General features: G+C 59.1%; 5 protein-coding genes. 4 read left to right on the forward strand and 1 reads right to left on the reverse strand.

The window, feature by feature from the left end; all coding sequences use genetic code 11:
• The 4 genes from K0F85_RS08090 to K0F85_RS08105 all read left to right on the forward strand — a co-directional run.
• On the forward strand, positions 1-183 hold a 183-nt coding region (locus K0F85_RS08090; protein WP_219115519.1), incomplete at its 5' end, for a helix-turn-helix domain-containing protein.
• Positions 161-772 carry a 1,6-anhydro-N-acetylmuramyl-L-alanine amidase AmpD gene (gene ampD, locus K0F85_RS08095; RefSeq protein ID WP_219115520.1) on the forward strand — a complete coding sequence of 204 codons (612 nt, stop codon included), beginning with the start codon at positions 161-163 and terminating at the stop codon, positions 770-772. The genes K0F85_RS08090 and ampD, both read left to right, overlap by 23 nt.
• A gap of 391 nt (positions 773-1,163) precedes the next feature.
• Positions 1,164-4,115, forward strand: a complete 2,952-nt coding sequence (locus tag K0F85_RS08100; RefSeq protein ID WP_219115521.1) for a ribonucleoside-diphosphate reductase subunit alpha — start codon at positions 1,164-1,166, stop codon at positions 4,113-4,115.
• 224 nt (positions 4,116-4,339) lie between these two features.
• Positions 4,340-5,491 (forward strand): ribonucleotide-diphosphate reductase subunit beta, encoded by a 1,152-nt coding sequence (locus K0F85_RS08105; protein WP_219115522.1) that lies wholly within the window; start codon positions 4,340-4,342, stop codon positions 5,489-5,491.
• Between the two features lie 719 nt (positions 5,492-6,210).
• On the opposite strand, the gene K0F85_RS08110 is transcribed toward K0F85_RS08105, so the two are convergent.
• Positions 6,211-6,607 (reverse strand): hypothetical protein (locus K0F85_RS08110; RefSeq protein WP_219115523.1); only part of this gene is annotated, 397 nt, incomplete at its 5' end.

Below are 6,607 nucleotides of genomic sequence, written 5' to 3' on the forward strand. Positions count from 1 at the left end.
CCGCTGGACGTGTATTTGCGCCAGGCCGAGCGCGACATGATCATGCTGGCGCTGGTGCAGGCGCGCTACCACCGCGCGCGGGCGGCGCGCCAGCTGGGGCTCAGCGTGCGCCAGCTGCGTTACCGCATGCAGAAATTGACGATACAGGAAGCCTTACTAGATGAGCGCATGGACGATAGATGACGATGGCTGGTGCGATGGCGCGCTGCGCTATGACTCGCCGTACCAGGATGCGCGCCCGGACGGTGCGCAAGTCGACTTGCTGGTGATCCATAACATCAGCTTGCCGGGCGGCCACTTTGGCGGACCGCATGTGTCGGACTTGTTTACGGGCCGGGTAGATTATAATGCCGATCCTTCTTTCGCCGACCTGCGTGGCTTGCAGGTCTCGGCGCACTTTTTTGTGCGGCGCGATGGTGCGCTGTTGCAATATGTTTCTACTGATCAACGTGCCTGGCATGCGGGTGCGTCCACCTTTGAAGGACGCCCGCAATGCAATGGTTATTCCATCGGTATCGAAATGGAAGGCGCGGACGATATACCCTTCCAGCGGCGGCAATACCATGTCCTGGCCGCGCTGACGGCGGCGCTGGTGGCGCGCTACGACTTGTCCCAGGTGCGCGGCCATGAGCATATCGCGCCGGGGAGGAAGACGGATCCGGGGCCTTTTTTTGACTGGTATTTTTATCAAGAATGCTGGCTGGAAACCCTGCGCGGGCAAGCTGCGTTAGCGCTTACTTCGCGGGGATTGGGCTTTCCATCCATGCCCTGAAAAGTCAACCGAAATCGTATATGAAAATACAAAAAATTACGCTGAGGGATGCCGGAAAACTATTGCATCGCCCTTCGATGGGCACTACAATTAGTGCAGAAGTTGAGTGTAAAGACTATATGTAGTGCCATCACAGACGTTTTCAGAATTATTGTCTAAGCTACCCGGATTGCTGATAAGGCACTGGAACTGGCGGATTATCACCCTTGATCGTGTTTCGCGCCAGCCGGGCAGTGCGGTATGGCGAGATGGATACTGAGCTGTTTTATGCATTATAAATTTACTATTTAGCAACAAATATCTGAAGAAACCCTGACCATCGGGCGTTCTATTCAACAACACACGCGGCAGCAAAACTGCAGGCTGACTTTAGCTGACAACGGGAGCTTCAATGCAATCACCACAAGATATTTCCATCCATCCAACGCCAGTATCGCCAGCGCCAGGCGCGGCCAAGAGCGTGGCGAGTACGGGCGCGGCATTGGGCGACTATCGCATCATCCGCCGCAACGGCGCGGTGGTGGCATTTGAGCCTTCGAAGATCGCCATCGCCATGACCAAGGCGTTTTTGGCCGTTAACGGCGGCCAGGGCGCAGCCTCGGCACGCGTCCGCGAACTGGTGGAACAGCTGACCGACGGCGTCGTCGCCGCGCTGGTGCGTCGCCATCCTGGCGGCGGCACCTTCCATATCGAAGACGTGCAAGACCAGGTGGAACTGTCGCTGATGCGTTCGGGCGAGCACGACGTGGCGCGTGCCTACGTGCTGTACCGCGCCAAGCACATGGAAGAGCGCCGTTTGCAGAAGGAAGCGCTGGGCGCTTCCGCGCAAGTGGCCGCGCCCCAGCTGAACGTGCTTGACAACGGCGTGCGCCGCCTGCTGGACATGCAGGAAGTGCGCGACCTGATCAACGCCGCCTGCGCCGGCCTGGAAAAGCACGTCGATGCCGATGCCATCCTGGCTGAAACGGTGAAGAACCTGTACGACGGCGTGCCTGTCGAAGAACTGCACAAGTCGGCCATCCTGGCGGCGCGCGCGCTGATGGAAAAAGACCCGGCCTACAGCCAGGTCACGGCCCGTATCCTGCTGCACACGGTGCGCAAGGAAGTGTTCGGCAAGGAAGTGCCGCAAGCGGCCGCTGCCGCCGAATACCTGACGTATTTCCCGCAATACATCGCCAAGGGCATCGCCAACGACCTGCTGAATCCGGTACTCGCCAGCTTTGACCTGGAACGCCTGGCGAAAGCCATCGTGGCCGACCGCGACTTGCAATTCGGCTACATCGGCCTGCAAACCCTGTATGACCGCTACTTCCTGCACATCCATGACGTACGCATCGAAATGCCGCAAGCCTTCTACATGCGCGTGGCCATGGGCCTGTCGCTGAACGAAGCGGACCGCGAAGCGCGCGCCATCGAGTTCTACAAGCTGCTGTCCTCGTTCGACTTCATGAGCTCGACCCCGACCCTGTTCAACTCGGGCACCCTGCGCTCGCAACTGTCGTCGTGCTACCTGAGCACCGTCTCGGACGACCTGGAAGGCATCTACGACGCCATCAAGGACAACGCCTTGCTGGCCAAGTATGCCGGCGGCCTGGGCAACGACTGGACGCCAGTGCGCGCCCTGGGCGCCCACATCAAGGGCACCAACGGCAAGTCGCAAGGCGTGGTGCCGTTCCTGAAAGTGGTGAACGACACGGCCGTGGCCGTCAACCAGGGCGGCAAGCGCAAGGGCGCCGTCTGCGCCTACCTGGAAACCTGGCACATGGATATCGAGGAATTCCTCGACCTGCGCAAGAACACGGGCGACGACCGCCGCCGCACGCACGACATGAACACGGCGAACTGGATACCCGACATGTTCATGAAGCGCGTCATGGAAAAAGGCGAGTGGACCCTGTTCTCGCCATCCGAAACGCCGGACTTGCACGACCTGGTCGGCAAGGCCTTTGAAAAGGCTTACCTGGGCTACGAAGCCAAGGCAGCCGCCGGCGAAATGCGTTCGTTCAAAAAGATCGCCGCGCTGGACCTGTGGCGCAAGATGCTGTCGATGCTGTTTGAAACGGGTCACCCATGGATCACGTTCAAGGATCCTTGCAACATCCGCAGCCCGCAGTCGCACGTCGGCGTCGTCCACAGCTCGAACCTGTGCACGGAAATCACGCTGAACACGGGCCCTGACGAAATCGCCGTCTGCAACCTCGGTTCCGTGAACATGCCGGCGCACATGAAGGAAGGCAAGCTCGATCACGTCAAGCTGGCCAAGACCATCCGCACCGCCATGCGCATGCTCGACAACGTCATCGACATCAATTACTACGCCGTCGACAAGGCGCGCAATTCGAACATGCGCCACCGTCCGGTGGGCATGGGCGTGATGGGCTTCCAGGACTGTCTGCACATGATGCGCATCCCGTTCGCCTCGGACGCCGCCGTGTCGTTTGCCGACACCTCGATGGAAGCCGTGTGCTACTACGCCTACCTGGCGTCGACGGAACTGGCCGAAGAGCGCGGCCGCTATGAATCGTACGCCGGTTCGCTGTGGGACCGTGGCATCCTGCCACAGGACTCGGTGAAACTGCTGGCCGAAGAACGCGGCGGCTACCTGGAAGTCGATTCCTCGTCGGCCATGGACTGGACCCCGGTGCGCGAACGCATCGCCAAGTTCGGCATGCGCAATTCGAACTGCGTGGCGATCGCCCCGACGGCGACCATTTCGAACATCATCGGCGTATCGGCCTGTATCGAGCCGACGTTCCAGAATCTGTACGTGAAATCGAACCTGTCGGGCGAATTCACCGAGATCAACGGTTACCTGGTGCGCGACCTGAAGGCGCGCGACCTGTGGGATGAAGTCATGATCTCCGACCTGAAGTACTTCGACGGTTCGCTGGTGAAGATCGACCGCATCCCGCAAGACTTGCGCGATATCTACGCCACCGCCTTCGAAGTGTCGCCTAGCTGGCTGGTGGAAGCGGCTTCGCGTCGCCAGAAGTGGATCGACCAGGCCCAGTCGCTGAACATCTACATGGCTGGCGCTTCGGGCAAGAAGCTCGACGAAACCTACAAGCTGGCATGGCTGCGTGGCCTGAAAACCACCTACTACCTGCGTACCATCGCCGCTACCCACATGGAGAAATCGACCTCCAAGACGGGTGCCCTGAACGCCGTGGCAGTCGATGGCGGCATGTCGGCCAGCGCGCAGAGCGCCCAGGCAGCGGTCGTCGCGGCAGCAGCAGTGGCCGTGGCGCCGGTAGTGGCAGCGGCAGCGGACGACGCCGATGGCGAAGCTTGCTACCTGCGTCCGGGTGATGATGGTTTCGAGGAATGCGAAGCCTGCCAGTAAAAACCTGCTGCGCAGCCCCCTCTCGGGTTCTGTGTTGCTCACCGTACTAAAGTACGGCTCCGCTACTCGACCCGATATCGGGCTTGCTCGCGACGGTTTTTAAAGAATTTAAAGTTGTCAGCCCGGCACGGTCGGGCTGATTCAATGTTGTTAATGTCCGCATTGTCCGATACAACGGGCCTGTTGCGGATCGCCGGCTTGCCGGCATGGAAAGGAAGAAGAATATGTCGTTGTCCTGGGATGATGAAACCACGTCGGCAGCTGTGCCGCGTCCGGCGCAGCAAGCGCCAATGGGAAATACCGAATTGAACCTGCCGGCCGGTGCCGAGCCGTCCGAAGCGAACGCCGAGCAAGTGGCGCGCCGCGTGAATGCCGACGACAAACGCATCATCAACGGCAAGACGGACGTCAACCAGCTGGTGCCGTTCAAGTACAAATGGGCGTGGGACAAATACCTGGCTGGCTGCGCCAATCACTGGATGCCGCAGGAAGTGAACATGCAGCGCGATATCGAGCTGTGGAAAAATCCGAACGGCCTGACGGACGACGAGCGCCGCCTGGTCAAGCGCAACCTGGGCTTCTTCGTGACGGCCGACTCGCTGGCCGCCAACAACATCGTGCTGGGCACTTACCGCCACATCACGGCGCCGGAATGCCGCCAGTACCTGCTGCGCCAGGCGTTCGAGGAAGCGATTCACACGCATGCTTACCAGTACATCGTGGAATCCCTGGGCCTGGACGAAGGCGAGATTTTCAACGCCTACAATGAAGTCAAGTCGATCCGCGACAAGGATGAATTCCTGATCCCGTTCATCAACACCCTGACCGACCCTGCTTTCGTCACCGGCACGGTGGAAAACGACCAGAAGCTGCTCAAATCCCTGATCGTCTTCGCCTGCCTGATGGAAGGCCTGTTCTTCTACGTCGGCTTCACGCAGATCCTGGCGCTGGGTCGCCAGAACAAGATGATGGGCGCGGCCGAGCAGTACCAGTACATCCTGCGCGACGAATCGATGCATTGCAACTTCGGCATCGACTTGATCAACACGATCAAGATGGAAAATCCGCAGTTGTGGACGGCCGCCTTCCGCGAAGAGATCAAGGACCTGTTCATGAAGGCCGTGGAACTGGAATACGCCTACGCGGAAGACACCATGCCGCGCGGCGTGCTGGGTCTGAATGCGCCGATGTTCAAGGGCTATTTGCGCTTCATCGCCAACCGCCGCGCGCAGCAGATCGGCATCGAGCCGCTGTTCGCCCAGGAAGAAAACCCATTCCCGTGGATGAGCGAAATGATCGACATGAAGAAGGAGCGTAACTTCTTCGAAACGCGCGTGACCGAGTACCAGACCGGTGGTGCGCTGAACTGGGAATAAGCGTTTTTCAGTCAATGCCCAAAAGCGCCGTCATCCTGACGGCGCTTTTTTTTCGCCTGCGTCGCGGCGGAAAAATACCTGCATCATCACGCCAGGCGACGAGGCTTGCGGCAGGTTTTTCGGATGCCGCGCATGGCCGCATCGCGAACCCAAAAAATCATTTCCGCAGACGCTGGCATCGGCATTTGCCGCGCGATTGTGCGATAGCACGCGTAAGGTGTAAAAAAGCGGGCGAAAACGTGTCGTGCCGGTTGCGCATTGACAAGGTTTTCGTGTACTTTATGAGATTGCAAATGCGAGCGTTAGAATGCGGGGTTTTTTAACCAGCGCGGTAGCGAAAAAACCTCGCAAAACAGGGATACAGATTTACACGGATATGCACAAAACCACACCGTTTTCGTCTGCCGCCGTGCCCGAATTTTTTCAGGCATGGCGGTTTTTTATTTGACGCATGGGTGTTGTGGCGAGCGCGATGCGAGGAGCGAAAAAACGCACGGCATCGAAAACGAATGACCGAATTCAGACTTTGCCACCAGCTGCGAGATAAAGCAGGGTGGCACCGACGATGGCTGAAGTGCTGCAAACGTGAGGAGTTGCAGCAGTTCAGCTGGTGCCGAATTCATTAGCGCAAACGACCGTTTGTGCCGATGAATAATTCGCCTGGCCTATCCCTGTGGTGGGTCGGACGGGTTTAAATCTTGTAGCTTAAATTTCTCATCTCAGATGAAGGAGAGACAAATGGCAACAGCCGCTAAGAAATCAGAAGTAAAGAAACCAGCCGCCAAGGCTGCTCCTGCCGCGAAGAAGCCGGCAGCCGCAGCCAAGACGGTTGCCGCTAAACCAGCTGCCAAAGCCGCAGCGAAACCAGCAGCAAAACCAGCCGCCAAGGCCGCCGCCAAGCCTGCGGCAAAAGTGGCTGCCAAGCCAGTAGCGAAAGCCGCAGCAAAACCGGCGGCCAAGGCAGCAGCAAAACCGGCAGCCAAGCCAGCAGCGAAAGCCGCAGCGAAACCTGCAGCCAAGGCAGCAGCCAAGCCTGTAGCGAAAAAAGCTGCAGCCAAACCGGCCGCGAAGCCGGCAGCAAAAGCCGCAGCGAAACCTGCAGCCAAGGCGGTAGCC

This window comes from Janthinobacterium sp. UMAB-56 (genome assembly GCF_900095265.1).
GTDB lineage: Bacteria > Pseudomonadota > Gammaproteobacteria > Burkholderiales > Burkholderiaceae_D > Janthinobacterium.